Here is a 26,277-nt window from a genome sequence, read left to right as displayed (position 1 = left end):
CATGCGAAAGGAAAAATCATGCAAGTTACAGCTACTTTTTTTGATTTCAATCAGGACTCCACATATTACAGCTTAAGTCTATCCGCTCTTTCACAAGGAAAAACCGGTCGCACAAAAAGCGGACCGGTTAATAACTTATCTTTTCCCTTTAATATACGGCTGGCCAGAAGCCTTTGGAGCATCTGCGCGGCCAATGAAGCCAGTCAATGCTATGATCGTCAAGATATATGGCATAATTAATAAGAAAACGGAGGGTATGTCTTTTATGAATGGCAGACTGGACCCGACAATACTTAAACTTTGTGCCAAACCAAAGAATAACGCAGCTCCCATGGCTCCTAGTGGATTCCATTTACCAAAGATCATTGCGGCAATGGCCATAAAACCTTGACCATTGATTGTCGTATGACTGAAGTCATTCGCAAATAAAGTCGCATGGATAGCTCCTCCGATACCAGCAAAAGCTCCTGAAAGAAGGACAGCTTGATAACGGATCTTCGTTACATTTACGCCCATCGTATCCGCAGCCATCGGATGTTCCCCTACAGCCCGGAGACGAAGTCCGAATGGAGTTTTAAAAATGATATACCAAACGATAATTGCTACTATAATGGCAAGATATGCAATATAGTAACCATTTGAGAAGAAGATTGGACCAATAAAAGGTATATCACTTAACAAGGGAATATCTATCCTCGGGAAAGTCTCTGTAATAATATCCGTCTGCCCTTTATCATAAATCTTCTTTACTAGAAATAATGTGAGTCCAACTGCCAGTAAGTTAATAGCAACCCCACTTACCGTTTGATCCGCTCTGAATGTTATCGATGCCACTGCATGAAGTGCTGAAAATAGCAGGGAAGCAATCATGGCGACAACAACGGAAAGCCATGGTGTCCAGACTCCAAATACATCTGCATACATTAAGTTAAAAACGATTCCTGTGAAAGCACCAATTACCATTAACCCTTCTAACCCTATATTGATAACACCAGATCGTTCAGAAAACACTCCACCAAGCGCAGTGAAAATCAGCGGGGCAGCGTAAGCAATCATGGACGGAATGATGATTTGTAACACTTGATAAAAGTCCACTTATTTCGCCCCCTTCTTAAAGCGTTGCACAATCCAGCGAATAAAATAACTTGATGCAACAAAGAATATGATTAATGCTATGACAATATCAACAATTTCACTTGGAATCCCCGTTTGCAATGGCATATTGATTGCCCCTGCTTTAAGTCCACCGAACAAGAAAGCTGCTAACACGACCCCAATCGCTGAGTTGGCTCCTAGTAAGGCAACCGCAATCCCGTCAAAGCCGATTCCCGTGAACCCACCTTTAATGGCCGCGTAACCGAAAGTGCCTAAGCCTTCCATAGCTCCAGCAAGTCCTGCAAACGCACCAGAAATGACCATAGATAGAATAATATTTTTGTTTACGCTCATACCGGAATATTCCGAAGCCTGCTGATTAAACCCAACAGCTTTCAATTCGAAACCGGTTTTTGTTTTTTCCAGGATGAACCACATGATGAATACACAAATGATCGCTATAAAGATTCCCCAGTGAAGACGGGAGAAGTCTGTTAAACTCTCAAAAAATGGAGAGCGAAGAGATGCTGTTTCAGAAATCCGTTCAGTTTTGTCCTGGTTATCAGAAATAACATTTTGAATTAAATAATTCGTTACATATAAAGCAGTGTAATTAAGCATGATGGATACAATTACTTCGTGTACACGGAATTTAGCTTTCAAATACCCAGGAATAAAAGCCCATAGCGACCCAGCTACAGCACCAGCAAGCACTGCTAATGGTAAGTGAATGATCTTAGGAAGATCAAAAGCTACACCGACCCAAACTGCTGCAAGCCAACCAACAATTAATTGACCTTCTACTCCAATATTGAACAATCCTGTCCTAAAAGCGAAGGCAACGGCTAAACCAGCAAGAATATAAGGAATGATCGTCCTTAAGGTTTCACCTGCATAGTAGGAATCACCAAGGATTCCCGCTAGCATTGCTCCATACCCTTCAACCGGATTATACCCACTGACCAACATGATAATGGCACCGGCGAGCAATCCGAGTATGACAGCAAATAATGGACTCGTTAATTTATAAAAATATTTAGACATGCTCTCTTTCACCTGCTTCCGAACGCTTACTTCCAGCCATTAATAATCCCAATTCCTGTTCTGTTGTTTCTTTAGGATCAACTATTGCAACGATTTCCCCTTCATAAATAACAGCGATTCGATCACTGACATTCATTATTTCATCTAGTTCAAAAGATATGAGAAGTACAGCTTTCCCCGCATCACGCTGTTCAATCAATCGACGGTGGATGAACTCGATTGCACCAACATCCAATCCACGTGTGGGCTGTGCTGCAATTAATAAATCAGGATTCCGGTCGACTTCACGACCGATAATTGCCTTTTGCTGATTACCGCCTGATAGTGCCCGGGCCGGTGTATATTCATCAGGGGTCCTGACATCATATTCTTTAATGATAGTACGAGCTTTTTCAAAGATTTTCTTCGAATGTAAAATACCTCCTGTTGAAAAAGGCTCTTGATAATAAGTTTGTAGCACGATATTTTCCCCAATGCTGAAATCCAGGACAAGACCATGTTTATGGCGGTCTTCAGGAATATGCCCTACTCCAGATTCGGTGATTTTACGTGGTTTCATATTTTGTATTTGTTTTCCGTTTAATGTTATAGAACCTGAAGTCACTTTCTTCAATCCTGTAAGTGCCTCGATAAGTTCCGACTGTCCGTTGCCATCCACTCCGGCAATACCGATAATTTCACCGGCACGTACAGATAGGTCAAGGTTATGAACAGCTGATACACCACGGGAATCCTTCACTTCCAGATTCTTCACTTCTAAAACGACTTCTTGCGGAATTGCTACAGATTTATCTGTTTTAAAAACCACATCCCGCCCAACCATTAAACTTGCTAATTCATCAGGATTTGTATCTTTTACGTTCACTGTACCTATACCTTTGCCTTTTCTAATAACCGTGACCCGGTCGCAAACTTCCATAATTTCTTTTAACTTATGTGTAATCAGGATAATCGACTTTCCTTCTTTAATAAGAGCTTTCATAATCGTAATTAATTCTTTTATTTCCTGGGGTGTCAAAACCGCAGTAGGTTCATCAAAAATAAGAATTTCAGCACCACGGTACAAGGTTTTCAATATCTCTACTCTTTGTTGCATCCCCACCGATATATCCGCAATCTTCGCATCTGGATCTACGCTTAAATGATATCGTTCAGAAAGTTCCCTTACCTCTTCACTCGCTTCCTTTACATTAACTTTTCCATATTTGGATGGTTCTTTTCCAAGAATGATATTTTCGGTAACTGTAAATGGATCAACCAGCATAAAATGCTGATGCACCATCCCTATTCCGAGGTCATTAGCAACATTCGGACTTGTAATCTGAACAATCTGCTCATTTACTCGGATTTCTCCCTGTTCCGGTTGATATAATCCGAAAAGCACATTCATGAGCGTGGATTTACCAGCTCCATTTTCACCTAGCAATGCGTGAATTTCCCCTTTTTTCACTTGAAGGGTTATATTATCATTTGCAATAATACCAGGAAATTCTTTGCGGATATTAAGCATCTCAATTACATGTTCCACGTATAATCAACTCCTATAGAAATGAGGATTCTGATACCTGACTAGGAGATATTAATAGATTCCTAATAGTTCTCATGAATTGGTTTTTTTTATAAAAAACCAAATGAAAAACTATAAATTTTTTCATAGTCTTTCATTCGGTTTTTGCTTCAGTATGAAAAAGGATTTGAAGGCCTTTGACAGGCCTTCTTCTCTCCTTATCATGTTACGCTTGAATTATTTAAATCCTAATTCCTTCAACTCTTTTTCTGTACCAGGAGTTTTTTGTTCACCAGATTTAATTTTTTCAACGTATTCTTCAACCGCTTTTAATGATTCTTCGGTTACATTTTCTTGAGATTCCGAAATCATGATTCCGTTTTCTTCAAGACCATATTCAATGGTTTCTCCACCAGGGAAGTTACCCTCTTTTGTCTTTTTCGCTAAATCTTGTACTGCTACATCTACACGTTTTACCATGGAAGTCAAAGTGACATTGTAGCTCTTGCCATCCACTTTCAATGCGCCTTCTTCTTTTTGGTCACGGTCTACCCCGATAACCCAAATGTCTTTTTTAGGATCTTTTTTCTTCAATTCCTTAGCAGAAGTGAAGACACCGTTTCCAGTTCCCCCAGCTGCTTGGTAAATAATATCAATTCCAGAAGAATACATGTTGTTTGCCATTTGTTGTCCTTTTGCTGCGTCACCAAACGATCCTGCATATTGTGCTGTAATTTTTGCATCTGGATTGACAGAGAGAACACCAGCTTTAAAGCCTACTTCAAATTTCTTAATTAGTTCAGAATCCACACCGCCGATGAAGCCTACTTTATCCGATTTTGTCTGCAAGCCAGCAATAACACCTACTAGGAATGAACCTTGTTGTTCTTTGAAAACGATGCTTGCTACATTATCTTGTTTAACAATACTGTCAACGATTGCAAATTGAGATTTAGGACGCTGTGTTGCCACTTCATCAACAGATTCCGCTAATGCATAGCCAATAGCGTAGATAATATTGTAATCTTCTTTAACAAGAGTATTTAGGTTCGTCGTATACTCAGAATCTGATTTTGACTGAAGGTAATTATAGCCGTCTTTTCCTTTTTCCAATCCATTGTCTTTTCCAAAAGCTTGAAGGCCTTCCCAAGCAGATTGGTTGAAGGATTTGTCATCAATACCACCAATATCGGTAACCATAGCTACTGTGAAGTTATCCTTCTTTTCTTTCCCATTTGAAGATTCTTTATCATCATTCTCTGAATTACCACATGCTCCTAAAAGCGTACCAGCAGCAAGAACAAGTGAAAGAGCTAGACCTAATTTGCGCTTTTTCAATTTTTTACCCCCTAAGATTTATAGTTTTTCAGCAGGAATGTTCTGAAAAGTCATTCATGTTTGCGTTTTCACATCTCGGTAATTTTTTTTACATACGTTTGATCAATTTTTAAGAATCGAAACAAACGCTTGCATTCATCCGTATGTAAGAGTTTTGAACTAAACTCTCTTCCGAAGAACATGAAAACTAAACATATTGGCTTTAAAGTAGTTTACAGAATATAGGATAGGCTGGTCCCAATCATCCAGATGCATCTGCTTCAGAACGAGTAATGCGGCTTCAGGTGAACATTTCAGGATAGGAGAAACTTTCTCATGATACCCGATAGGCTCAATTTCTGCTACGGCATGCGTAATTTTCCGATTCGCATCTCTTTCCAATATATCAAAAAGAGACTCATCATTACGGTCAAAATTTTCTGAAAGAATTGATTCAGGAATTTTGTCGACACAGTAGATAACCGGCTCGCCATCTGCTGTTCTTACACGTTCAATAATCACGATGCGTTCATCTGGTGAACAAGAAAACCTGCGGATATCCTCGTCTGTAGGTTCTTGAGCCGTCGAGCTTAAGAAAATCGTACCCGGCTTCATCCCTGCCTCTTCAATCATGTTCGTGACACTTTTTAATTGCTCGATACCAGAAGTAAACCGAGGTTTTGGATTGACAAAAGTTCCAACTCCATGGCGGCGAATGATAATGTTTTCTTCTTCTAAAATCCGCAGCGCTTCTCGAAGAGTCGCCCTACTCACTCCCAGTTTTTTGGCAAGATCAAATTCAGAAGGGAATTTTTCATTTTCCTGATAAACTCCTGCTTCAATATCCTGCTTCAGGTAATCAATGACCTGCAAATATAAATGTCGACTATCTGATTTAATAGACATACAGTTTCCCCCAGCTAGTTTCTTAAGACATCAGACCTCTGATGTTGAATCATTCCTACTAATCGAAAATAATATAACATTTTTTTCGATATAAATAAATAGTGTTTTACTATTTAACATAAAAGAATTTAGGATAAATTACCCTCCCCTGTGCCTTTTACTCTAGTAAATGCCGTAGAAGTTGTACGATTATTCTCCTAAATCAGATAAAAAAATTTTTTTATAAATGCAAAATGAAAATCGGTAGCTTTCTTTTCAAGATACTTTTTTCCTGTATAATAGTATTTATCTTCTTTGAAGGGATGAACACATAATGTTAAACATTACAGAGTACAGCGTTGAAAAATTGAATGATCCATTCGGAATTTTATCCGGAGAGCGTTTCGAGTATTTCTTGGATATTGAAGTACCGGAAGAGGACGAGCTCTTTTCAGAGAATGGTTTATATATCCGGGTACTATTTGTTGTTGAAGAACAAGTAGGCAAGCTGATTAAATATGATATTTATGAAAAAGGGAACGACGAAGTACTCGATTTTGATTTAGAGGAAGAGGAAGAAGCAATGATTTCTGACTTCTGCCTTAAACATTTAGACGAAGCAATGATTAATTAAAAAACCGGGCGCCTGCCCGGTTTTTTAATTACCTATGATAAATGAGCTTCATCTTGTTCATCTTTAGATACCAATACATTTCGTGGTTTGCTGCCCTCATATGGACCGACAATTCCTCTTGCTTCCATTTCATCAATTAATCTGGCAGCACGGGTATAGCCAATCCGGAAACGGCGTTGCAACATCGAGACAGATGCTGTCTGCATTTCTATTATTAAGGAAACAGCATCCCCGTACAAACTATCTTCGACTTCACCGCTAGAAGTCTCTTGTATTTCGTCCGGAATCATTTCTTCATTATACTGTGCTTTCTGTTGCGAAATAACATATGTAACGACTTCCTCGACTTCATGATCGGATAAAAAGGCACCTTGGACTCGAACCGGTTTCGAAGCTCCCGCAGGCAAGAATAGCATGTCACCTCGTCCTAACAGTTTTTCGGCTCCCCCCATATCCAGAATCGTTCTTGAATCTGTCATCGATGATACACTAAAAGCAATCCGGGATGGGATATTCGCTTTAATGACCCCTGTTATAACATCGACAGACGGCCGCTGAGTGGCAATGATTAAATGGATACCAGCTGCCCGTGCCATTTGCGCAAGGCGTGTGATGGCATCCTCCACATCATTTGAGGCGACCATCATCAAGTCAGCCAATTCATCAACAATAACTACTATATAAGGCAGGAGCGGTTGCTTGGCATCTTCCTCAATATTATACCGATTAATATAATCGTTATAACCTTCAATATTACGTGTACCAGAATGGGAAAATAACTCATAGCGACGTTCCATTTCACTGACCACTTTTTGCAAAGCCTGAGCAGCTTTTTTGGGATTTGTCACAACCGGGGCCAGTAAATGGGGAATTCCATTATATACATTAAGCTCCACCATTTTAGGATCAATCATCATCATCTTCACTTCATGTGGTTTTGCACGCATCAAGATACTCGTGATAATACCGTTAATACAAACGGATTTCCCACTGCCTGTCGCTCCCGCTACAAGTAAATGCGGCATTTTATTAAGCTCCGCCTTAACCGCTTCACCTGAAATATTCCGCCCTAAACCGATTTGCAATTTCGCATCAGGCTTGTCAACTTCTTTTGCCTCTAAAACTTCCCGTAGTGACACCATCGCCACCTCAGAGTTAGGGACTTCTATTCCAATTGCGGATTTACCGGGAATTGGTGCTTCTATCCGGATATCTTTCGCTGCTAGAGCCAGGGCCAGATCATCAGAAAGACTGACAATTTTACTGACCTTGACACCTACATCCGGATGTACTTCATATTTGGTTACAGCTGGTCCTAAATGAACCTGTGTGACCCTTGCTTTAACTCCAAAGCTATGGAAAGTGCGTTCAAGCTTTGCTGCGTTATCATGAATTAATTGATACTCCCCGCTTTGGTCTGTTTTTTTTGGCTGCACTAATAAAGAGAGCGGCGGTAAAAGATATTCTTTATTTTCTATTTCTGTAAAATTCATAGGCGGAACAGCATCATCCTGCTCCTCTGAACTTTCAACTGAAGGTGTCGCTTTAACCGGAAGTACTTCAGTTTCGTCGCCATAGGCTTTATCAGCAAAGCTTGAAATGATCCGTTCCGTTGCCATTTGCTGTGTTTCATCTTCTGGCTGAATGGCTTGAACAGTTTCTTCCATCGATTCTTTTTCACGTTTTTTCTTTTTAACTGGATTTTTTTTCTTTTCCTTTTTGTCATCATTCCATGTTTTCATATCGTCTCTGAAAGCAGACCATTGCTTTTTAAAAAAGCCTCCAAGACCCATGAAAAATTTACCAAGAGTTTCTCCTAACGTTTTGCCGGTCAATAACACGCCCCCGACAATGATAAAGAGGAATGAAACTATTTTTGACCCTGCTTCATCGAATAAGAAATAAGAAGCAGCAAATAAAACCGCACCAATCATTCCACCGCCAAGATCCTTAGTACTTGTCTTGCCAGTCACTTCCATCCAGAATAATTCCCATGTATTCGAAATGACGCTCGGCTTCGTAAATGGGCCTCCATCTGCAAGCATATTAAAAAGAGTTACATGACTAAGTAACAGCATGCTCGCCACAAGGAAATACATTCCAATGAATTGTCGTTTCAGCAAGTAAGGGACTTCTCTTTTAATCATCAAATAAAACCCGGCTGCAATCGCTCCCAGTAAAAAGAGGATATACCATTCTCCCATAAAGAAGCGGATTAAAAAGACAGTTGCTTTTCCGACTGCCCCAAGCCTTGCAATTGCGATGATTGCCAGCCCTATTAAAGTCATGCCAATTAATTCATATTTCAGCGTAATTTTTAATTTCTCTGTACTTTTCTTTTTCCTGTGTTTTTTCTTTGCCATAACATCACCTGATTCTTCATGTAACTATTCTATCAATCCTATTCAACATCCTGTAGTGATTTCCCTTCACAAAACAAATGTTCGCTCACTAATTATACCAAAAAAAAATGACCTTGTCCCTTGATACAGCTATTATTACAACTCATAAGACAATTCGTTCATACAATGAATAAAGCAGCCAAGCGGCTGCTGATTTTTTTTAGTATATCATAATTTCCTCTGTTAACGTTTTTTCTAGCTTTTTAACTGGTCGAAAACATTGATGACAGCCCCCGGCTGAATGTGAACATTCATATAATCTTCAGGGTTTGTGCTCACAATTCGATCGATACGAAACGTTCTCCCTCCGTCATGTTCAACCATAACATGAACCCCATTATATATTATTTCAATTAAATTCTCAGTCTTTTCATGACGATGAGGGAAAATGATTTCTTCAGGAACGATGGTGTAGAGCGTCATTGTAGAAGCCCCTCTTCCCCTGCTATTTTTGGCCTTCTCTCATCCATAAAGCTATTTAGTTTTCTCATGGCTTGACCGACTCCACCAACATCATCAATCATCCCAATCTCAACCGCCTCGGCACCAATCACATTCGTGCCAATATCTCGGGTTAGATTTCCTTTAGCAAACATTAGGTCTTTAAAACTTTCTTCCGTGACATTAGAGTGCCTTGTTACAAATTTAATAACTCGTTCTTGCATTTTATCCAAGTACTCGAAGGTTTGCGGCACTCCTATGACAAGACCTGTCAAACGAATGGGATGAATAGTCATAGTCGCTGTTTCAGCTATATAGGAATAGTCACATGAAACAGCTATCGGAACACCAATTGAATGGCCCCCGCCAAGTACAATCGACACGGACGGCTTTGATAGCGATGCCAACATCTCTGCAATGGCTAGTCCCGCTTCAACATCTCCTCCCACTGTATTTAAAATAACTAACAGTCCCTCAATATTAGGATTTTGTTCAATTGCTACAATTTGTGGAATAACATGTTCATATTTGGTCGTTTTATTCTGAGGAGGCAGCTGCATATGTCCTTCAATTTGTCCAATGATCGTCAAACAATGGATTTTCGAGTCCTGTGATAGTTGCGGGACGTTTGTAGTTCCCAGCTGCTGGATTTTCTCAATCAAAGTCGAATTTTTACCTTCCTGCCGGCCTTCATTTTCATTTGGTAATGGTGCATTATCCACTATGCCAACCCCTTTCTCTAAAGCCTATAGCTTTATTATGTCACGAGTCTCAGACTTCATTCTTCCTTCAAGATAAAGAGGTTTCACTTAGACAAAAAAACCTGACAATAACTTGTCAGGGCAGACTGTAGACAACTCGATAAATAATTGAGTTTGTCTATAGTTTTTTTGAGGATTTATAAAATTTGAACGTTGATTGGAACGTAGGGCACTCGCTTTCCGCGGGCGGTCCAGGGCCTCCTCTGCGCCCTTTGCGCCTGTTGGGTCTCCCTTGGACGCGCTTTTCCCGCAGGAGTCTCGCACCTTCTTTCGTAAACATGAATATGTTTTACGATGAATTCTATGACTGTTACCTTTGCCCGGCAGATGAATCCTTGAAGTATTCTACAACCACTAAAAGAGGGCTATCGTGAGTACAAATCACCGAAACACATTTGTGTAACGTGTCCTTTTTTAGCACAATGTACCGAAAGTAAAGGTCATCAAAAAGTAGTGACACGTCACATTTGGCAAGAATACGTGGAAGAAGCAGACCATCTTCGCTATCACGAAGATATAAAACCAATTTATGCGAAACGCAAGAAACAATTGAGCGAGTATTCGCAGATGCAAAAGAAAAGCATGCGTTGGACAACGTTAAGGGGACTTAAAAAATTGTCGATGCAGGCGATGCTTACTTTCGCTGCCATGAATTTAAAAAAGATGGCCAACTGGACTTGGCGAGGGCCAGAAATGGCCTAAATAATGACTTCGGAGAGGCAACTATTCTCTATAACTGCTTCAAATCCAATAAAAAATCAAAAAGGTTTCGGAATGAGACCATTCCGAAACCTTTTTGTCTACAAACTGACCTGACAATAACTTGTCAGGTTTTTTTTACTTAATACTCCATGATTATTGGTAAAATCATTGGACGGCGTTTCGTTTTTTCATAGAAGAACTGATTTAAAGCATCACGCATTTCCTGTTTCAGCGTAGACCAATCGAAAGGTTGGCGCGATCCATTTTTCTTCACGATTTCACTTACAATCTCAGTAGCTTCCCCCATCATTTTTTCTGATTCACGTACATACACGAAACCTCGTGAAATGATTTCCGGGCCAGCAGCAATACTCTTATCTTGACGGTTCAATGTGACAACGACGATTAAAATGCCATCCTGTGATAACAAGCGACGATCACGGAGTACGATATTCCCGACATCTCCAACACCGCTCCCGTCAATTAGTATATTTCCTGCCGTGACTTTGCTGGATAGGCCCATTTTGTCACCTTTTAGTTCGATGACATCACCTTTTTCAGCAATCACTATATTTTCCCGTTTTATCCCTGCAGCAATCCCTACTTTTTGATGGGCATATAAATGACGATATTCTCCGTGTACCGGAATAAAGAATTTAGGTTTCATCAAGTTAATCATCATTTTCAGTTCTTCTTGACTGCCATGACCCGTTACGTGAACTTTATATTTACTTGCAGATACTACCTCAGCACCTACCCGGTAAAGTAAGTCGACGGTTTTCGATAAAATAAGTTCGCCACCCTGTAAGGGGGATGCACTTATCAAGACTGTATCTCCCTTTTTAATCGTTACCTGCTTATGAGTCTGTTTCGCCATTTTTTGAAGCGCAGCAATAGGCTCTCCTTGATGCCCAGTCGATAATACAACGATTTCACGGTCATCATAATTGTTAATTTCATTGACCGGAATAATCAGCTCTTCCTCGACCTTTAAGTATCCAAGATTTAAGGCAGTTTCATAGACACGTTGCAAGCTTTTACCTACAACAGCCACTTTCCTTCGACTAGCAGCCGCTGCATTGAAAACATGCTGAATTCTATTAATATTTGAAGCAAAGCAAGCAACAATAATCCTTCCAGAAGCTGCATGGAAAGCTTCTGTAATATCCCTTGCCACAACTGCTTCAGAAGGCGTATAACCCGGTCTTTCCGCGCCTGTGCTATCAGATAGCAAACAAAGTACACCCTCTTCTCCGATACTTGCCATTTTACCGATTTCCGGTTTGTAAAGATCGGTTGCAGCTTGATCAAATTTGAAATCTCCTGTATAGACGATGGCTCCATCACGCGTATGGATTACAACTCCGACAGAATCGGGAATACTATGGTTCGTCCTGAAAAAGGACACAGCTGCTTGAGGGAAACTTAAAAGAGAATCGGAATCAATCTCAGTGAATGTTGCCCTGCCATTAAAGCCGTCTTCCTTTAATTTTGTTTTGATTAAAGCAAGTGTAAGCTTCGTACCGTAAACAGGAACCGGTAAATATTTTAATACATAAGCAAGCGCACCCATGTGGTCTTCATGACCATGGGTAATGAAAATACCCTGTACCCGTTCTTTATTATCCATCAAATAAGAAATGTCAGGAATAACCGCATCGATCCCCAACATTTCTTCTTCTGGCAGCATTAATCCTGCATCAAGAAGGTAGATGTCTTCGTTTACCTCAATGACGTACATATTTTTACCAAGTTCCCCTTGTCCTCCAAGAGAAATAACTTTTATTCCATTATTTTTATCTTTACCCAATCGAATATCCTCCTTAAAAAATCGCCGTTCATAATTTCCCAATGATTTCATTATAACCGATGTTCAAAAAACATGACAACACATACCATTTTCTAAGGATTTTTTTTACTTTATTTCCTATTTTAAAAATAGTTCTGCATTTATGTAGAAGACATCCATTCCCTCTGCTTAAGGGTGAACACATGACTTTTATCCTTTTCTAATCGAAAGATAATTAAAAGTATAAACTTTTATCCTATAACTGGAAAGAAAAACATCTTTATTTTCCAAACAAATACATCTTTATGTAAAAACAAGCCAATCATAAATCGATCAGCTTGTTCAGAAACTATTTATTTTTTTAATACGGAGGCCAATGTTAGGCGCTCTTGTTCAGTCAATGGCACGATTGGCAGCCTGACTGAACCTACGTCAATTCCACATAACTGAAGTGCTGTTTTAACTGGGGCAGGGCTAGGCGCTGCAAACAAGCTTTTAATAAGGGGTAACAGCTCCTGATGTAGCTTGGCAGCCTCAGCCGTATTCCCGCCGATAAAAGCTTCAATTATTTTTTGTAATTCATTACCAGCAATATGGGAAGCAACTGAAACTACTCCTGCTCCGCCAATCGCTAGTACTGGCAGCGTTAATCCGTCATCCCCGCTGTATAACACAAAATCATCATCTGTTTCAGCAATGATTTGAGTCATCGCATTTAAATCCCCGCTCGCTTCTTTGACTGCTACGATATTGGGAATTTTCGAAAGACGGATAATTGTCTCCGGTTCAATATTAACAGAAGCACGACCTGGGATGTTATATACCATTACAGGTAGTGTCGTACTTTCTGCAACTGCTTTAAAATGTTGGTAAAGTCCTTCTTGATTCGTTTTATTATAATACGGAGCCACAAGCATGATCGCATCTGCACCGTTTTGTTCTGCCTTTTTTGTCAACTCAATGGAAGCATACGTATTGTTGCCTCCTGTACCCATAATGACGGGCACTCGTTTTTCTACTACCTTCGAAACATGACGCAATAAGGCGATTTTTTCCTCCGAAGATAAAGTTGGAGACTCCCCTGTTGTGCCCGAAAGCACAAGTGAATCCGTGCCATTCGTTAATAAGTAATTGACTAATGAAGTCGTTTTTTGAAAATCAACATTACCCTTGCTATCGAAAGGGGTGACCATTGCAGTTGATACTCTACCAAATATCATCATCTAACACCTCTTTAATTAATAAAACTTGTATGCTTACTGTGCTTCACTTTCATGCAAATGAAATGCATAATGAAGTGAATTAACAGCTACTACTAAATCTTCTTCTTTTACTAAAACCCAAATAGTCGTATGGCTGTCAGCAGATTGAAGAATAGCAATTTCTTTCTCTGAAAGCGCTGTGACAATCTTCGCTGCAACACCTGGCACTCCGTTGATACCCGCACCGACTACAGAAACTTTGGCACAATTCCGCTCAATTACTGGTTCATGACCAAGCTCGGCCAAAATAGAAAGAGCAAGTTCTGTCATCTCCTCCGAAACCGTATAAACAACGCCATTTGGATAAATATTGATAAAGTCTACGGAAATGGAGGCATTGGCCATCGCTTTAAAAACTTCTGCTTGTAAATTATATTGATCTTTTTTCGCGCGCACTTTAATTTGGGTTATTTTAGAAACGTGAGCTATTCCTGTAACTAATCTTTCCCGAATGTCACTACCCTGGCTTCCCTTATTTACACTTGTGACAAGTGTTCCTAATCCCTCACTGTATGTTGATCGGATCCGGATCGGAACTTTAGCCTGCATGGCAATCTCAACAGCACGGGGATGAATAACCTTCGCACCTTGATAAGCCATGTTGCAAACTTCCGTATATGAAACGACAGATAATGGACGAGCTTGCTCGGCAATACGTGGATCGGCAGTCATGATTCCTTCCACATCCGTAAATATATCGACCCTTTCAGCTTGTAAAGCAGCACCTAATGCTGCAGCTGATGTGTCGCTTCCGCCGCGGCCAATAGTCGTAAGGTCTCCGTTTTTAGCCGCACCCTGGAAGCCTGCAACAACGACAACGTCCTTCAATTCCAGTTCTTTCATAAGACGGTCACATTTCATTTCCAATATTTTAGCACTGGAATAGTCGGAATTTGTCAAAAATCCCGCCTGAGCCCCTGTATAAGCTACGGCATTAATACCATGTTCTAACAGCATATTCGTAAATACGACAGAAGAAATCGTTTCTCCTACTGACATAAGTAAATCCTGTTCTCGTTTTGAAAGGCTGGCTTTCGCTCCATTAACTAGAGAAAGTAAGGTATCTGTTGCATAGGGATCGCCTTTTCTTCCCATAGCTGAAACCACAACCACCACTTTGTATCCTTCCTTGATTGCCTTTTCAATATGCCCTCTGGCAAATGAACGGCCTTCCTCATCACGGACAGATGTTCCTCCGTATTTCTGGACGATAATTTTCATAATCTATACACCCCAAATATAAGCCAGCTTCCCAGTTCGGGAAGCTGACAAAAACTCTCTATCAATAAATAATTACTTAACAGCTACCAAACCTAATTTTAAAAGGCTTTCAGCGATTTGAACAGAGTTCCAAGCTGCTCCTTTTAATAGATTATCGGAAACCACCCATAAATGGAAGCCTTTATCTTCATCTAAATCTTTGCGAATCCGTCCAACGAATACATCATTCTTTCCGACAGATGAAGCAGGTGTTGGGTATACTTGTTGTTCCGGCTCATCTTCTAAGACAATACCAGGCGCTGTTTTCAGCAAATCTTTGATTTGAGAAGCTGATATGCCTTCTTTTTCAACTTCAATATAAACAGACTCTGAATGACCTGTTACAACAGGAAGCCTTACACATGTTGCGGCTACAGGAAGTTCTTCCATGTGCATAATTTTCTTCGTTTCATTAATCATTTTCATTTCTTCAAAAGTGAATCCATTATCCTGGAATTTATCGATTTGGGGAATGACATTAAAAGCGATTTGATAATGCTTTTCATCTCCTTTTACCGGTAAAATTTTCGGATTGATTTCTTTTTCATCCAGCAAATCGCGAGCTTGTTCTTTTAATTCGTTTATTGCTGCAACTCCTGCACCAGAAACAGCCTGATAAGTAGATACAACAACTTTTGATAAGCCGTAGGTCTGACGGATAGGTTCTAATGCCACAACCATTTGGATAGTTGAGCAATTCGGGTTGGCAATAATCCCATTATGTTGTTTTAAGTCTTCTTCATTTACTTCCGGTACGACAAGCGGTACATTTTCATCCATACGGAATGCGCTCGTATTGTCTACTACTATTGCTCCGCGTTTCACTGCTTCTGGAGCCAATTCCTTAGACACGCTTCCACCAGCACTGAATAAAGCGATATCGACACCTTCAAAGCTTTCAGGTTTTGCTTCCTGCACTTCGATTTCTTCGCCCTTAAATGAAAGTTTGATTCCTGCGGAACGAGCCGATGATAAAAAGATGATTTTCTTAATCGGTAAGTCCCGTTGTTCGAGTGTTGAAATCATTTGTTGTCCTACCGCTCCAGTTGCTCCCACAACTGCAATATGCAATCCCTGTGTCTCAGTCATTTGTCAATACTCCTTTTCTATCTCTAAAAGTTAGTTGGTTGTTAGATTTACTTCTTCTTGTTTAGAATATCATTTATTTTATCACATTAACATTCCAAAGGGTCGCACTTTAACAAAATATTCTGGTAGTGGAGTTGGTTTTTTATAATCAGATGCATCTATCGCTACAAAGTTATGCACTATTACAGTTTTTGGTAATGGGAGCGTACTTAGAGCTCATGATTATGTTATTCATCCTTAAACCTTTCGACAATAACTGGTTGAATTTGTTCTCTTTCTATTGCTGCAATGATTGTATCCCTAATCATGCTCATCCTGGCAACCATGGAACTTGGTTTGCCTACGGGGTTATCCTGGCCGTAAGGAACAAAATAAATATCTTTTGCGGCCATTAGCCTCATTAAATTGACACCATTTAATCCAAGAGCATCATTTGTTGATATGGCGACCACAACAGGACGATGATTTCTCATCGTTGCCTTTGCAGCCATAAGTACAGGCGAATCGGTAAGTGCATTAGCCATTTTACTCATTGAATTACCTGTCAAAGGAGCAATTACCATACAGTCGAGCGGTAATTTAGGCCCTAAAGGCTCTGCTTTGACGATTGTATCAACGACACGATTCCCCGTCAATTTTTCGATTCGTTCAACCCAGTCCTCGCCCTTTCCGAACCGGGTTTCCGTGTTTTGAACTGTCGATGTTACGATTGGAATTACTTCCGCCCCTTCATTTACTATCTTTTCTATTTCCGGAAATACTTCATCATATGTGCAATGCGATCCTGTTAACCCGAAACCAATCCGTTTCCCTTGGAGACTCATATCTTTTTCCCCTTCCTTTTCATGAACTCACCTTGGATCAAAAGTCCAAGTGCATTCGCTAAGATCTGACCCGCTGTTTTTGGGGCAACTATCCCCGGTAGACTCGGTGCCAAAAGTGCCTTTATTCCCCTTTTTTCAGCATAACGAAAATCCGTCCCTCCCGGTTTTGAAGCAAGGTCGATAATTAAAGTATGGACGGGCATGTTTGCAATTACTTTGGCCGTAATAATCGGAAAAGGGATCGTATTGATACATATATCAACATTTTTCATTTCTGCAGCAATATCATTTAAATGAAAGGGGGTTAACGCCATTTCACAAATCCTCGCAATATCTTCGCTTTTTCTTGCTCCAACCTTTACCTTTGCTCCAAGGGCTTGGAATGACCGGGCTACACTCATACCAACCCTACCCAGTCCGAGAACAGATACATTCGAGCCATGGATTGTGAAATCCGTATGCTGAATGGCCATCATGATTGCTCCCTCAACAGTAGGAATCGAATTGTAAATAGCCACATCATCACGTTCGAATAGTCGTACGAGTTTGCGGTTCGCTTTCTTAAATATTCCATCAAGGTAATCATTACTTATCCCTGAATAAAAAATGCAATGGGCTGGGGTGCTTTTTATCATTTCTTCGCTCAAAACAACTTCTTCACTGGAAAAAATCGTTTCCACCTTACCATTTGTATCGGTACCTCGGACGGGTAAAATAACTGAATCTAATTCGTTAAAATTTATATCCTCCATTTTTTCCTTAACCGCTCCTGTAAAAGCATGGTCGAGCTGTTCAAAACCTACCAATAGTAGCTTTGCATCTAGCTCTGTCAGTTTACGGACAACTTCAAGTTGACGCGCATCTCCACCAATTACAGCGATCTGCATGCCTGTGAGCATTAAAACCGTCACCTTCTTTATATAAAAGATCCTAACATCCCTCGCCTCATGGTAAATATTCCTCAAGAAGCAATTCGGTTTTTGCTACATTCTCTAGTTACCATGCCATCTTATGTTTTTACTTAAAAAACGGTGATAAGAAAAGCAAAAACGCCTTAGCAAATGCCTGCTAAGGCGTCTAGTATATTGATGAATAGTATCAATAGTAACCATCTATGCTATAATTTGCTTATCCATCCATATGCTCGCCATCTTTAATGGGAAGTCCCTCCTGAAAATCAATGATGAGCATATCCGTTCCTATTTTCTTAATATGCTCCCATGGGACACGAATTTCACTGCCATTTCTTAAGAGTCCGAACCATTTAACTGAAGGAATAATCAACGTGGTAATTTGTCCAGTTTCATCTACTTCCAAATCCGTCTGACCAAGAACTCCTAATCTCTCCGCTCTGTTCACATCAACAATTTCTTTACCACTCAGTTCACTCAATCTCAATACAAGCTCCCCCTTTTTCACCTTCTATTCAATCTATATCCGAAAAAGGTGAACTTAGAAGGCATTTATCAAATAATTGCACTTACCTAAGGGGTCCTTGTTATTTTCAAAAGCTTTTAAAAAAGCCTGCCCTTCTATAAAATAAACAGAAGTTCAGGCTTGTGAATTTTTATTTGTCCCAATTTTCCAGCGGGCTCACCAATGACAAGGAATGTTCCTTGAAGATTTGGTTTGCCATTTCATTGACGCTATTCTCTGTCACTTCATCAATCTTGAATATGATATCATCAAGAGAACGGTGCTCACCCAGCATAAGCTCATTTTTCCCGTTACGGCTCATGCGGCTGTTCGTGCTTTCAAGGCTTAGCATTAAGCTTCCTTTAAGTTGCTCTTTACTATTGCGCAATTCCTTTTCCGTGATACCATCTTTTTTAAGTGTATCCAGTGTTTCCTGAATGGTTTCATACAAACTATCAAGCTGACTTGTCCCTGTCCCCCCATACACTGTCACCAAACCTGTATCCTGGTAACTGGAATGGTAAGAGTAGACAGAATATGCAAGACCACGTTGTTCCCTAACGTCCTGGAATAGACGGCTACTCATGCTTCCACCAAGAATATTATTCAAGGTAATCAAGCTGTAGGTTTTGTCATTACCAATTTCCAACCCTTTAAAACCAAGGCAAAGATGGGCTTGCTCAGTTTCTTTTTTACGTGTGATCCTATTTTCATGGAATGCCGGCTTCACCAATTCAAGACGCTCTTCCCCTCCTTGGTACGAGCCAAAGTAACTTTCGACTTCCTGAATCAATTTTTCATCCACATTTCCTGCAATGGATACAACGACTTTATCAGGCGTGTACATATCGTGAACATATTTCTTTAATGTTTCACTATTGAATGTTTCAAGTGTATTTTCTGTGCCTAGTATTGGATAGCCAAGAGGATGATTTTCGTATACAGCCTTACTTAAGAGGTCATGAACAATATCATCAGGTGTATCCTCATACATTTTGATCTCTTCGTAGACGACATTCTTTTCTTTTTTCAATTCTTCCTCATCAAAAGTGGAGTTGAAGAACATATCAGCAAGGATTTCAAGCGCATAGCTAGCATGGTTATCCATAACTTTTGCATAATAGCATGTGTACTCTTTTGAAGTAAATGCATTCACCTGTCCGCCAATACTGTCAAACGACTCGGCTATTTCACGTGCATTCCTCGTAGTTGTTCCTTTGAAAAACATATGTTCCAGAAAATGGGAAACTCCATTCAATTCTGGAGTTTCATTTCGTGAACCTGTTTTGATCCATACTCCTATTGCTGCTGAACGTACTGTTGGAATATTTTCTAATACAATTCTTACTCCATTTTGACAAGTGTATTTCTTAATCAACTAACATTCCTCCCAATCATTCTATGCTGCTATCGTAACCAAAACGTTATGGATTCAACCGCTCTTCATCTACTGCTTCTGAAACGGTAACAACATCTAAGTCTTTCTTTTCTATATTAATAATTAACGTTTCCAATGATTTCGCGGTAGATTCTGTAGGATGCATTAATATAAATGCTCCCGGGTGAACCTTAGAAAGCACCCTTTGTTGAAGTACTTCAGGACTTGGTTTTTGCCAATCAATCGTATCCACACTCCACATAACAGTCTTCAAACCGAAAGAATCCGCGATTTTTACTGTTTCGTCTCTGTAGCTTCCGCTTGGAGGGGCGAACCATTTCATCTTCACACCTGTCACCGCTTCAATGACTTCATTCGTTTTACGAATTTCCTCACGTGTAGCCTGAGAGGAAATGTTTTGCATATTAGGATGCGAATATGAGTGGTTACCAATTTCGTGTCCTCCACCCTTAATCATCTTCGCCAATTCTGGGTTCTTCTTAGTCCAATTACCTTCAAGGAAAAATGTTGCCTTGACATTATGTTTTTTTAACACAGCCAACATATCTTGTAAGTATTCATTTCCCCAGGCAACATTGATTAAAAATGATACCACAGGCTTTTCCGGATGGGCCCGGTAAATCGGAGCCGGGTCGAGATCCTTTAAATGAATCTTTGCTGGAACTTGTTGATATACCAGTTTATCCTTATCGAATTGTCCCTCCTTCTTCATAGCTTTATACGAATCATCAATATTTACCTTCAGGCCATTATATGCAGGAACGGTTTTCCAAACCGAATCTATTCGTGCATCCTGTGGTGCAATCTCATATTTTTTTGTTGATTCTTTTATTTGTAAAAGAAGTTCATCTTCCTGCTTCATTGACGCAACTGAATGATCTGTTAATTGGGTCAAATAAATATTTGTATATGGATTTTGCACTAATAACCATGATATACCTGCAATGGCACTTATCGCAACTATCTGCTTCCATTTATTATTCATTTTTTACGCCCCCTTCATACAAAAATGTATGAAGAAAACGGACAAGGTAGAACATGACATACTTTTATTGCGAATTTCCATATATAACGATGAATCCTTTATAACAAAAAAGCATGCAGATTCACTAGGAACCGCATGCCGAATTTTCATTTCTATTATGACTGAGAAGGATTAGCTGCCTCTTTTTGTTCTTTAAGGACCGCTTTACGAGAAAGGTTAACCCTACCTTGCTTATCAATCTCAGTAACTTTAACTAATAGCTCATCGCCAAGTGAAACGACATCTTCCACTTTACCGACTCTTTCTTCAGCCAGTTCAGAAATATGGACTAAACCATCTTTACCATTGAAGATTTCAACGAACGCACCGAATTTTTCAATGCGTTTAACTTTACCTAAGTATAGTTCACCTACAACGACTTCACGCACGATGTCTTCGATAATTTTCTTCGCTTTTTGAATCATTGGTTCATCTGTAGAAGAAATGAATACCGTTCCATCTTGTTCGATATCAATTTTTACACCAGTTTCTTCAATGATTTTATTGATATGTTTACCGCTCGGTCCAATGACATCGCGGATTTTGTCCGGATTAATAGACATTGTAACGATTTTCGGAGCATATTTGGATAACTGCTCACGCGGTTGATTGATTGTTGCCATCATTGATTCCAAAATGTGCATCCGGCCATGTTTAGCTTGAAGTAATGCTTCTTCAAGAATTTCTCTTGAAAGACCCTCAATCTTAATATCCATTTGAAGGGCTGTAACACCTTTTGACGTTCCAGCAACTTTAAAGTCCATGTCTCCTAGATGATCTTCCATGCCTTGAATATCCGTTAAGATTGTGTAGTGCTCACCGGTTTTAACAAGACCCATTGCAATACCTGCAACTGGAGCTTTCAACGGAACACCAGCATCCATCATTGCTAGCGTACTTGCACAGATACTTGCTTGTGATGTTGAGCCATTAGATTCAAGAACTTCAGACACAAGTCTAATTGTATAAGGGAAGTCTTTATCATTCGGTATAACTGGTTCTAATGCTCTTTCACCAAGTGCACCATGACCGATTTCGCGACGTCCTGCACCACGAATTGGGCCTGTTTCACCAACACTGAAATGAGGGAAGTTATAATGATGCATGAAACGTTTCGACTCTTCAGTTCCAAGCCCGTCCAAAATCTGTACATCGCCAAGGGCACCTAATGTACAGATAGAAAGTGCTTGAGTTTGTCCACGTGTGAACAAACCAGAACCGTGTGTACGAGGCAGAATAGTTACTTCAGATGATAATGGTCTAATCTCATCCGGATTACGGCCATCTGGACGTACCTTTTCTTCCGTAATTAAACGACGGACTTCTGATTTAACCAATTTATTTAGGATTTCTTTGATTTGTTTTAGTTTAGCTTCATCAGTTTCTTCTTCATAATGAGCCAACACACGATCTTTTACTTCTTTAATTGCATCTTCACGAGCATGTTTTTCCTGAACTTGTACAGCTTTGTTAAGGTCTGATTCACAATGACCTTTTACTTCTGCTTCTAGTTCTGCATCCACTTGGTATAGAGCGATTTGTAGCTTTTCCTTGCCGATTTCAGCAACAATTTTCTCTTGGAATGCAATAACCTTCTTGATTTCATCATGTCCAAACATAATTGCTTCAAGCATAGTTTCTTCTGGTACTTCATTTGCTCCAGCTTCAACCATGTTGATAGCATCTTTCGTACCGGCAACTGTCAAGTTAATGTCGCTTTTTGCAAGTTGGTCAACAGTAGGGTTAATAATGAATTCATTATTAATTCTTCCGACAACAACTCCAGCAATTGGACCTTCAAACGGTATATCGGAAACTGAAAGTGCAAGGGATGAACCAAGCATCGCTGCCATTTCAGAAGAACAATCTTGATCAACACTCATAACCATACTGATAATTTGAACATCGTTCCTGAAGCCATCTGCAAATAGTGGACGGATTGGACGGTCAATTAGACGGCTTGCTAAAATTGCTCTTTCACTCGGTCTGCCTTCACGTTTGATGAAGCCACCTGGAATTTTACCGACTGCATACAGTCTTTCTTCGTAATTGACTGTCAAAGGGAAGAAGTCTACATTTCTAGGTTCCTTCGAAGCTGTTGCTGTACTTAATACAGCTGTTTCACCATAACGGACTAATACTGCTCCGTTCGCTTGTTTGGCCAATTGGCCAATCTCTACCGTTACATTACGGCCGGCCCAGTCAAATGAATACGTATGTTTTTCCTGTCCCATTTATTAAACCCCTCTCTGAATCTTCACTTAGAGGCTTAGTTTACCTAAACCTGTATTGGATTAAATCATTATATGTGAAAGTAACTGAACTCAAGTTAAAACCAAACTATTCCTATTATGCACGAAAAAAACAAGCATTAACAGTAAAATGAATAAATTTTTCATTCATTTAATTATGTATATCCTAATCATTTATAAATAGAAAAAGACCCGGCTCCTGCCGAGTCCCAAGGACGAAGGCTTAGCCTATAAATAGAACACGTCCAAATCATTTGATTAACATCAAAAAAGCGGGAAATTTCCCGCCTTCCTGAAAAAATTATCTACGTAGACCTAATTTGTTAATTAGTGTACGGTAACGAGTAACGTCTTTGTTACGTAGGTAAGTTAAAAGATTACGACGTTTACCTACCATTTTAAGAAGACCGCGACGTGAATGGTGGTCTTTTTTATGTGTGCGTAAGTGATCGTTCAAGTTGTTGATTTCTTCTGTTAATACTGCGATTTGAACTTCTGGAGATCCAGTGTCAGTATCGTGAGTTCTGAACTCAGCGATAAGTTCGTTTTTGCGTACTTGTGTAATAGCCATGTTATTATTCCTCCTAAAATTCTGTAAAATCACCTATTACCGAGCCAGCGTCGGAGTCTCGACTAGCCAAGCAATGGTTATTTTCATACATACAATAGAATACATGTTTTTCATTAAAATTGCAAGTATTGTCTTTTGCTACCCTTTTATACTTTCAGTTTTGAAAAATAAGCTAGCGCATTTTGCTTATCAGTTTCAATCTGTGCGACTAAGGCTTCAAGTCCCGAAAATTTCTGCTCACTTCTCAACCTAGTATGCCATTCTACTGAAACCTGATTGCCATAAATATCACCCGAAAAATCCAAAGCATGAACTTCTACAGTTGGATATTTCGGCTTTTCTTCATGAAACGTAGGTTTATAACCGACATTACAAACACCATTATACCATTGGCCGTTTATATTAATCTTGACAGCGTATACCCCAGCAGCTGGGAATATATAATCGTCACTTACTTCAATATTAGCAGTGGGGAAGCCCAACTTCCTGCCTCGTTTTTCACCATGAACGACATGCCCTTTCGTTAAATAACGGCGGCCTGCCAAATGATAAAAGTCGGTAAAGTTACCGTTACTGAGTGTTTCTCTGATTCTGGTCGAACTTACCTTTTCATCTTCAAGTGTTTGTTTCGCAACAACCGTCTGCGTAAACCTGCCTTGTGCGTATACAGGCAAATCTTCCATAGATCCTTGACCATAGCGTCCATATGAATAGTCAAAGCCGGCTACAACATGACGGACATTCAGCCCCGCAATATATTCGTCAACGAACTGTTCCGGCAACACCGAAGCAAATTCCTTGCTGAAGTGAACGATAAACAGATAATCTATCTCCATCGATTCTATGATATTTATTTTATCTTCGAGTGGTGTAATATAGCGGATATTTTCCGTTTTCCTCCCCAATACTGCGGAAGGATGCGGGTCAAATGTCATGACTGCTGACTTAAGATTCATTTCATCGGCTTTTTGCTTGGCGGTTTGAATAACAATTTGATGCCCTTTATGTATGCCATCAAAAAATCCAAGCGCCATTACAAGCTCCGGAAAATCATCCGAATTAAATTGATGAGGATGCTCTATTGCGATCACTTTCACCTTTCAATCTCCTCTTTCCGACGGCAAAACGGTCTATAATTCTTGTGCCAAAACTTTTACAGGTTTAATTAACCCCTCTTTGGTCGGATGTATTTGATAAATGGCAATAGCCTTATCAGATGGATCAACCACCACAAAAGGCTGCCCTTTCTCAACAACAACATCCTTAGTCTGTTCCAATACCGCACCGTTGAGTACTTTCTTTGCTACTTTATCACTAATCTGAATTTTGGGCAAATGAAATAATCCTCGCTCTAACGGCAGCAGAAACTCATCTGTTTGTCCGGTTTCCATGAATGCTTCCACCTCAGCGAATGTCAAACAGTCTTCAAGCTTAAAACCAGCTGATTCAATCCTCGTTAGGTCTGACATATGTGCTGGATATCCCAATTTTTCACCTATCATGACAGCAAGCGTTCTAATATATGTTCCTTTACTGCACTTAACACGAAAACGGAATGAAATGGTTTCTCCTTTGTATTCAGAACGTTCATCGAGAAGGGTGATTTCGTAAATGGTAACCTCCCGTGTCGGTCGCTCCACTTCGATGCCGGCCCGAGCATATTCATATAACTTTTTCCCGTTTACCTTAACAGCTGAAAACATCGGCGGAGTTTGCTCAATTTTCCCTGTTAATGATTCTAAAACTTCAAGAATTTGTTCACGCTGAATCACTTGAGTAATCCTTTTTTCAGCTACCTTATCGCCGCTTGCATCTTCCGTTGTCGTTGAAAAACCGAGGGTCACTTCCCCTTCATACGCTTTACCTGCTTCTGTCAAATATTCGGCGACTTTCGTTGCCCTCCCGATACAAATCGGTAAAACCCCTGTGACATCAGGATCTAAAGTACCTGTATGCCCAACCTTTTTTGTTTTTAATATCTTTCTTAATTTAAAAACACAATCATGGGATGTCAATCCCTTTGGTTTCCATAATGGTAGAATACCGTTCACACTTTCACCTCATTATCTAAAAAGTGTAAGCACCTTTGTCAGTTGTACAAACAATATGAACCTGAATTCGAAAGGTGCCTTTTGCTTTTTCTACGTTTTCCTATACTTCAAAAAAAAGGAGACCGACTCCAAGAAGTGCAAAGCACTGATTGAGTCGACCTCCTTTTACTGCTTGCTTATTATTCGTCTTTTCCAGCCGGTTTTTCCTCAGAATTGATTTGTGAAATTAACGATTCGATTCGATTTCCGTAATCAACCGATTCATCAAATTCAAAAAATAGTTCCGGGGTTTTGCGAAGACGGATTCTTTGCCCAATTTCTGAACGCATAAATCCTTTTGCCTTAGCAAGGCCTTGAAGAGTTTTTTCCCGTTGTTCCTGATCACCCAACACGGAAATATAAACAGTTGCCTGTTGTAAATCGCCTGTAACGTCAACATCTGTTACTGTTACAAATCCGATTCTTGGATCTTTAATTTTTCGGCCGATAATTTCACTCAGCTCTTTTTTCATTTGTTCGCCAACACGATTTGAACGAAGGCTCATAATATCA

At 39.9% G+C, this 26,277-nt stretch carries 24 protein-coding genes; 2 read left to right on the top strand and 22 right to left on the bottom strand.

Translation table 11 applies throughout. The features are described from left to right. Positions 1–135: 135 nt before the first annotated feature. From ACQKMR_RS15110 to ACQKMR_RS15090, 5 genes are all read right to left on the bottom strand, one after another. Complete coding sequence (locus ACQKMR_RS15110; RefSeq protein WP_427698025.1) at positions 136–1,095, bottom strand: ABC transporter permease; 960 nt, start codon at positions 1,093–1,095, stop codon at positions 136–138. Then, positions 1,096–2,139 (bottom strand): ABC transporter permease, encoded by a 1,044-nt coding sequence (locus ACQKMR_RS15105; protein WP_427698024.1) that lies wholly within the window; start codon positions 2,137–2,139, stop codon positions 1,096–1,098. Then, positions 2,132–3,667 (bottom strand): ABC transporter ATP-binding protein, encoded by a 1,536-nt coding sequence (locus ACQKMR_RS15100; protein ID WP_427698023.1) that lies wholly within the window; start codon positions 3,665–3,667, stop codon positions 2,132–2,134. The genes ACQKMR_RS15105 and ACQKMR_RS15100 overlap by 8 nt, the downstream gene beginning before the upstream one ends. A 216-nt stretch (positions 3,668–3,883) precedes the next feature. Continuing rightward, the gene (locus ACQKMR_RS15095; RefSeq protein WP_427698022.1) at positions 3,884–4,984 is read right to left on the bottom strand and encodes a BMP family lipoprotein; all 1,101 of its coding nucleotides are present in this window, start codon (positions 4,982–4,984) and stop codon (positions 3,884–3,886) included. A gap of 159 nt (positions 4,985–5,143) precedes the next feature. Further along, positions 5,144–5,869 (bottom strand): GntR family transcriptional regulator, encoded by a 726-nt coding sequence (locus ACQKMR_RS15090; RefSeq protein WP_427698021.1) that lies wholly within the window; start codon positions 5,867–5,869, stop codon positions 5,144–5,146. 313 nt (positions 5,870–6,182) lie between these two features. Between ACQKMR_RS15090 and ACQKMR_RS15085 the strand changes: the two genes are divergently transcribed. Next, positions 6,183–6,482, top strand: coding sequence for a DUF6509 family protein (locus tag ACQKMR_RS15085; RefSeq protein ID WP_098175318.1), 300 nt, complete (start codon positions 6,183–6,185; stop codon positions 6,480–6,482). Between the two features lie 32 nt (positions 6,483–6,514). On the opposite strand, the gene ACQKMR_RS15080 is transcribed toward ACQKMR_RS15085, so the two are convergent. From ACQKMR_RS15080 to ACQKMR_RS15070, 3 genes are all read right to left on the bottom strand, one after another. Next, on the bottom strand, positions 6,515–8,845 hold the full coding sequence (locus ACQKMR_RS15080; protein WP_427698020.1) for a DNA translocase FtsK: 2,331 nt from the start codon (positions 8,843–8,845) through the stop codon (positions 6,515–6,517). A 234-nt stretch (positions 8,846–9,079) separates the two neighbouring features. After that, positions 9,080–9,307, bottom strand: a complete 228-nt coding sequence (locus tag ACQKMR_RS15075; protein WP_427698019.1) for a YlzJ-like family protein — start codon at positions 9,305–9,307, stop codon at positions 9,080–9,082. After that, complete coding sequence (locus ACQKMR_RS15070) at positions 9,304–9,987, bottom strand: ClpP family protease (RefSeq protein ID WP_427698053.1); 684 nt, start codon at positions 9,985–9,987, stop codon at positions 9,304–9,306. The genes ACQKMR_RS15075 and ACQKMR_RS15070 overlap by 4 nt, the downstream gene beginning before the upstream one ends. Positions 9,988–10,428: 441 nt before the next feature. Here ACQKMR_RS15070 and ACQKMR_RS15065 point away from each other — a divergent pair, with 441 nt between their 5' ends. Next, complete coding sequence (locus ACQKMR_RS15065; RefSeq protein ID WP_427698052.1) at positions 10,429–10,788, top strand: transposase; 360 nt, start codon at positions 10,429–10,431, stop codon at positions 10,786–10,788. 139 nt (positions 10,789–10,927) lie between these two features. Here the strand turns inward: ACQKMR_RS15065 and ACQKMR_RS15060 are convergent, their stop codons facing one another. The 14 genes from ACQKMR_RS15060 to rbfA form a co-directional block, all read right to left on the bottom strand. After that, complete coding sequence (locus tag ACQKMR_RS15060; protein ID WP_427698018.1) at positions 10,928–12,598, bottom strand: ribonuclease J; 1,671 nt, start codon at positions 12,596–12,598, stop codon at positions 10,928–10,930. A 332-nt stretch (positions 12,599–12,930) separates the two neighbouring features. Beyond that, positions 12,931–13,800, bottom strand: a complete 870-nt coding sequence (gene dapA, locus ACQKMR_RS15055) for a 4-hydroxy-tetrahydrodipicolinate synthase (RefSeq protein ID WP_427698017.1) — start codon at positions 13,798–13,800, stop codon at positions 12,931–12,933. Between the two features lie 33 nt (positions 13,801–13,833). Then, complete coding sequence (gene dapG / locus ACQKMR_RS15050; RefSeq protein WP_427698016.1) at positions 13,834–15,060, bottom strand: aspartate kinase; 1,227 nt, start codon at positions 15,058–15,060, stop codon at positions 13,834–13,836. A 72-nt stretch (positions 15,061–15,132) separates the two neighbouring features. Then, positions 15,133–16,188, bottom strand: a complete 1,056-nt coding sequence (gene asd, locus ACQKMR_RS15045) for an aspartate-semialdehyde dehydrogenase (protein ID WP_427698015.1) — start codon at positions 16,186–16,188, stop codon at positions 15,133–15,135. 227 nt (positions 16,189–16,415) lie between these two features. Then, entirely contained in the window at positions 16,416–17,012 is a 597-nt protein-coding gene (locus ACQKMR_RS15040; RefSeq protein WP_427698014.1) for a dipicolinate synthase subunit B, read from the bottom strand. Beyond that, positions 17,009–17,911: a dipicolinic acid synthetase subunit A gene (gene dpaA / locus ACQKMR_RS15035; protein ID WP_427698013.1), complete on the bottom strand. Its 903-nt coding sequence runs from the start codon at positions 17,909–17,911 to the stop codon at positions 17,009–17,011. The genes ACQKMR_RS15040 and dpaA overlap by 4 nt, the downstream gene beginning before the upstream one ends. Positions 17,912–18,140: 229 nt before the next feature. Then, on the bottom strand, positions 18,141–18,410 hold the full coding sequence (locus tag ACQKMR_RS15030) for a YlmC/YmxH family sporulation protein (protein WP_053345371.1): 270 nt from the start codon (positions 18,408–18,410) through the stop codon (positions 18,141–18,143). A 169-nt stretch (positions 18,411–18,579) separates the two neighbouring features. Next, complete coding sequence (locus ACQKMR_RS15025; protein WP_427698012.1) at positions 18,580–19,806, bottom strand: M16 family metallopeptidase; 1,227 nt, start codon at positions 19,804–19,806, stop codon at positions 18,580–18,582. Between the two features lie 46 nt (positions 19,807–19,852). Continuing rightward, positions 19,853–20,812: a polysaccharide deacetylase family protein gene (locus ACQKMR_RS15020; RefSeq protein WP_427698011.1), complete on the bottom strand. Its 960-nt coding sequence runs from the start codon at positions 20,810–20,812 to the stop codon at positions 19,853–19,855. Between the two features lie 155 nt (positions 20,813–20,967). Next, positions 20,968–23,085 carry a polyribonucleotide nucleotidyltransferase gene (pnp, locus tag ACQKMR_RS15015; RefSeq protein WP_427698010.1) on the bottom strand — a complete coding sequence of 706 codons (2,118 nt, stop codon included), beginning with the start codon at positions 23,083–23,085 and terminating at the stop codon, positions 20,968–20,970. A 319-nt stretch (positions 23,086–23,404) separates the two neighbouring features. Beyond that, on the bottom strand, positions 23,405–23,674 hold the full coding sequence (rpsO, locus tag ACQKMR_RS15010; RefSeq protein ID WP_034313598.1) for a 30S ribosomal protein S15: 270 nt from the start codon (positions 23,672–23,674) through the stop codon (positions 23,405–23,407). 146 nt (positions 23,675–23,820) lie between these two features. Beyond that, a complete protein-coding gene (ribF, locus tag ACQKMR_RS15005) occupies positions 23,821–24,771 on the bottom strand; it encodes a bifunctional riboflavin kinase/FAD synthetase (RefSeq protein WP_427698009.1) in 951 nt (316 codons plus the stop codon). Positions 24,772–24,804: 33 nt separating this feature from the next. Further along, positions 24,805–25,725 carry a tRNA pseudouridine(55) synthase TruB gene (truB, locus tag ACQKMR_RS15000; RefSeq protein ID WP_427698008.1) on the bottom strand — a complete coding sequence of 307 codons (921 nt, stop codon included), beginning with the start codon at positions 25,723–25,725 and terminating at the stop codon, positions 24,805–24,807. A 179-nt stretch (positions 25,726–25,904) separates the two neighbouring features. Continuing rightward, positions 25,905–26,270 carry a 30S ribosome-binding factor RbfA gene (gene rbfA / locus ACQKMR_RS14995; RefSeq protein ID WP_427698007.1) on the bottom strand — a complete coding sequence of 122 codons (366 nt, stop codon included), beginning with the start codon at positions 26,268–26,270 and terminating at the stop codon, positions 25,905–25,907. Between the last annotated feature and the right edge of the window lie 7 nt (positions 26,271–26,277).

The sequence above is a fragment of the Peribacillus sp. NPDC096540 genome, from assembly GCF_050278525.1.
GTDB lineage: Bacteria > Bacillota > Bacilli > Bacillales > DSM-1321 > Peribacillus.
Note: the sequence above shows the minus strand (reverse complement) of the source record. Positions and strands in the feature narration are given on the sequence as shown.

What these genes read in the sequence shown, in the direction of transcription:
- dpaA (WP_427698013.1), bottom strand. Translation starts at nt 17,911, where the DNA reads ATGCTCACAGGCATGCAGATCGCTGTAATTGGTGGAGATGCGCGTCAA.
- asd (WP_427698015.1), bottom strand. Translation starts at nt 16,188, where the DNA reads ATGACTGAGACACAGGGATTGCATATTGCAGTTGTGGGAGCAACTGGA.
- pnp (WP_427698010.1), bottom strand. Translation starts at nt 23,085, where the DNA reads ATGGGACAGGAAAAACATACGTATTCATTTGACTGGGCCGGCCGTAAT.
- ACQKMR_RS15080 (WP_427698020.1), bottom strand. Translation starts at nt 8,845, where the DNA reads ATGGCAAAGAAAAAACACAGGAAAAAGAAAAGTACAGAGAAATTAAAA.
- rpsO (WP_034313598.1), bottom strand. Translation starts at nt 23,674, where the DNA reads ATGGCTATTACACAAGTACGCAAAAACGAACTTATCGCTGAGTTCAGA.
- ACQKMR_RS15090 (WP_427698021.1), bottom strand. Translation starts at nt 5,869, where the DNA reads ATGTCTATTAAATCAGATAGTCGACATTTATATTTGCAGGTCATTGAT.
- dapA (WP_427698017.1), bottom strand. Translation starts at nt 13,800, where the DNA reads ATGATGATATTTGGTAGAGTATCAACTGCAATGGTCACCCCTTTCGAT.
- ACQKMR_RS15085 (WP_098175318.1), top strand. Translation starts at nt 6,183, where the DNA reads ATGTTAAACATTACAGAGTACAGCGTTGAAAAATTGAATGATCCATTC.
- dapG (WP_427698016.1), bottom strand. Translation starts at nt 15,060, where the DNA reads ATGAAAATTATCGTCCAGAAATACGGAGGAACATCTGTCCGTGATGAG.
- ACQKMR_RS15075 (WP_427698019.1), bottom strand. Translation starts at nt 9,307, where the DNA reads ATGACGCTCTACACCATCGTTCCTGAAGAAATCATTTTCCCTCATCGT.
- ACQKMR_RS15040 (WP_427698014.1), bottom strand. Translation starts at nt 17,012, where the DNA reads ATGAGTCTCCAAGGGAAACGGATTGGTTTCGGGTTAACAGGATCGCAT.
- rbfA (WP_427698007.1), bottom strand. Translation starts at nt 26,270, where the DNA reads ATGAGCCTTCGTTCAAATCGTGTTGGCGAACAAATGAAAAAAGAGCTG.
- ACQKMR_RS15020 (WP_427698011.1), bottom strand. Translation starts at nt 20,812, where the DNA reads ATGAATAATAAATGGAAGCAGATAGTTGCGATAAGTGCCATTGCAGGT.
- ACQKMR_RS15105 (WP_427698024.1), bottom strand. Translation starts at nt 2,139, where the DNA reads ATGTCTAAATATTTTTATAAATTAACGAGTCCATTATTTGCTGTCATA.